Source organism: Tabrizicola sp. (assembly GCF_031377265.1).
Classification (GTDB): Bacteria; Pseudomonadota; Alphaproteobacteria; order Rhodobacterales; family Rhodobacteraceae; genus JAUYQR01.
The window spans coordinates 1-2,302 of record NZ_JANMET010000105.1 but is presented as its reverse complement, the minus strand read 5'-3'; the positions used below and the strand labels follow the sequence as shown (position 1 = coordinate 2,302).

Genomic DNA, 2,302 nt, shown 5'->3' with positions numbered 1-2,302 from the left:
TGCCCGTTCTGGAAACAGACCGGCTGATCTTGCGCGCGCCGCAGCCCGGCGACTGGCCCGCGTTCCGCGATTACCGCGCTTCGCCGCGCACCGCCTATACTGGCGGCATCAGGAAGGAACATGAGGCCGCCGAACAGTTTGCCTCTTTCTTTGGCCACTGGGTGATGCGCGGGTTCGGCCGCCTGATCGCCGAAGATCGCGCCACCGGCCGCGCCCTTGGCCACTTCGGCCCGATGCAGTGGGAAGACGGCGCGCAGGTGGAACTGACCTGGTCGCTCTGGACCCCAGAGGCCGAACGCCGCGGCATCGCAACCGAGGCCGCCCGCGCGATGCACGACTGGGTCTTTGGCCCCCTTGGCCTGACCTCCGCCCACGCCGAGGTTCACCGCGACAACGCCGCCTCGCACGCCATCGCACGGCGTCTTGGCGGGCAGGTTGCCGCTGACCGGCGTCCGAAATGGATGGACGCAGGCTCGGTCTATGTCTTTGCCGGCAGGGCCGCATGATCGCCCCGACCCTGCATACGGCGCGTCTGACGCTGCGCATGCCGGTGATGGCCGATTTTGCCCATCGCCAGACCTTCTACGTCTCTGACCGGTCGGTCTGGGAAGGTGGGCCATTCACCGCGCTGGAGGCATGGCGCATCTTTGCCTCCGAGGTCGGGCAATGGCCGCTGATCGGCTTTGGCCCGTTTTCGGTTGATCAGGATGGCGTCTATGTCGGCGAGGTTGGCATTTACCAGCCGGAAGGCTACCCTGAACCAGAGCTTGGCTGGTTCGTGACCGATGCCGCCGAGGGCCGAGGCATCGCCGCCGAAGGCGCGCGGGCGGTGATGGCTTGGGCGCGTCAGACCTTTGGCTGGGACCACCTCGACAACTACATCGACCCCGGCAACGCGCGCTCCATCGCCCTGGGCCTGCGGCTTGGCGGGACCATCGTGGATGCACCCGGCGTTGATCCGGGCGATGTCGTCATCCGCCACGATCTGCGGGGGCTGGCATGACCCTCGCTTTCCACATTACCGGTCTGGAAACCCCTCGCCTCACCCTGCGCGAACCGCGCGAGGCGGACTTTCCGGTTATGCTCGCGTTCTCCAAAAGCCCTCGCGCCGAGTTTGTTGGTGGGGCTGTCGGGCGCAAATGGATCTGGCGTGGGCTTTTGGCGAATATCGGCCACTGGGCGTTGCGCGGCTATGGTTTCTATTCCGTCGAAACCAGGGCAGGCGAATTTGTCGGCAGGATTGGCGTGATATTCCACGACCAATGGCCCGAGCCAGAGCTTGCCTGGAGTCTTTTCGACGGCTTTGAAGGCAATGGCTATGCGACTGAGGCCGCAACGGCGGCGAAGGCAGACTATCATGCCCGCATCTCGCCCAAGCCATTGATCAGCATGATCGATGTGGAAAACGCCCGGTCCGAGGCGCTGGCCCTGCGCCTTGGCGCGACGCGGGAAAAGACCGAGGTCGACCCCGAAGGCGACTACCACATCTACCGCCACCCCGGCCCGGAGGTGTGCGCATGATCGCCCTCGCCAACACCCCGGTTCTTGAAACCGCGCGCCTGACCCTGCGCGCGCCCGTAGCCACCGACTGGCCGCATTGGCACGCCTTTGCCCGCAGCGACCGCGCGCAATACGTTGGTGGCCCGATGCCCGACAACGTCGCCTGGCGCGCGTTTTGCCATATCATCGGCATGTGGGTCGCACGCGGCTACGGCAGTTTTGTGTTCACCGAAAAGGGTGCTGACACCCCGCTTGGCCACGCCGGCCCCTGGCACCCGTGGGACTGGCCCGAGCGTGAGATCGGCTGGACCGTCTGGGGACCCGAGGCTGAAGGCAAGGGCTATGCTCACGAGGCTGCCCTCGCCGCCCGCGACCATGCCTTTGGCCCCCTCGGTTGGGACACCGCTGTCAGCTACATCGACCCTGCGAATGCACGCTCCATCGCGCTGGCCGAGCGGCTGGGCGCGGTGCTGGACCCCGACGCTCCAAAGGAACCGGGCGACGACGATCTGGTCTATCGGCACCGGAGGATGGCATGACCCAGCCCCTTCGCCTGTGGGAGGCTCCACCGACCGGCGTTTCCGCTACGCTGGCCCGCCAGATCGCAGCCATCGTGCCGGTGCTTCAGACCGAACGCTTCCGCCTGCGCGCCCCACGGATCGAAGACTTTCCGGTCTACGCCCGCTTTTTGTCCGATCTTCCGATTTCTGCGGCGGCACCCGATCTGGCTGAACAAGCCTGGCTGGATTTTTGCCAGTTGGTCGCCAGCTGGCCCCTGCGTGGCTATGGGCCATGGACGGTC

Annotated in this window: 5 protein-coding genes; all 5 read left to right on the top strand. The window is 66.1% G+C overall.

All coding sequences use genetic code 11. The annotated features are described in order from the left end of the window. A partial coding sequence (locus RMO18_RS06100; protein ID WP_309664584.1) for a GNAT family N-acetyltransferase occupies positions 1-506 on the top strand: 506 nt, incomplete at its 5' end. Continuing rightward, positions 503-1,003: a GNAT family N-acetyltransferase gene (locus RMO18_RS06095; protein ID WP_309664583.1), complete on the top strand. Its 501-nt coding sequence runs from the start codon at positions 503-505 to the stop codon at positions 1,001-1,003. The genes RMO18_RS06100 and RMO18_RS06095, both read left to right, overlap by 4 nt. Further along, positions 1,000-1,521: a GNAT family N-acetyltransferase gene (locus RMO18_RS06090; RefSeq protein WP_309664582.1), complete on the top strand. Its 522-nt coding sequence runs from the start codon at positions 1,000-1,002 to the stop codon at positions 1,519-1,521. Before RMO18_RS06095 ends, RMO18_RS06090 begins: the two co-directional genes overlap by 4 nt. Further along, entirely contained in the window at positions 1,518-2,039 is a 522-nt protein-coding gene (locus RMO18_RS06085; protein ID WP_309664581.1) for a GNAT family N-acetyltransferase, read from the top strand. The genes RMO18_RS06090 and RMO18_RS06085 overlap by 4 nt, the downstream gene beginning before the upstream one ends. Then, the coding region (locus tag RMO18_RS06080) for a GNAT family N-acetyltransferase (RefSeq protein ID WP_405054016.1) at positions 2,036-2,302 on the top strand (267 nt) is incomplete at its 3' end. The genes RMO18_RS06085 and RMO18_RS06080, both read left to right, overlap by 4 nt.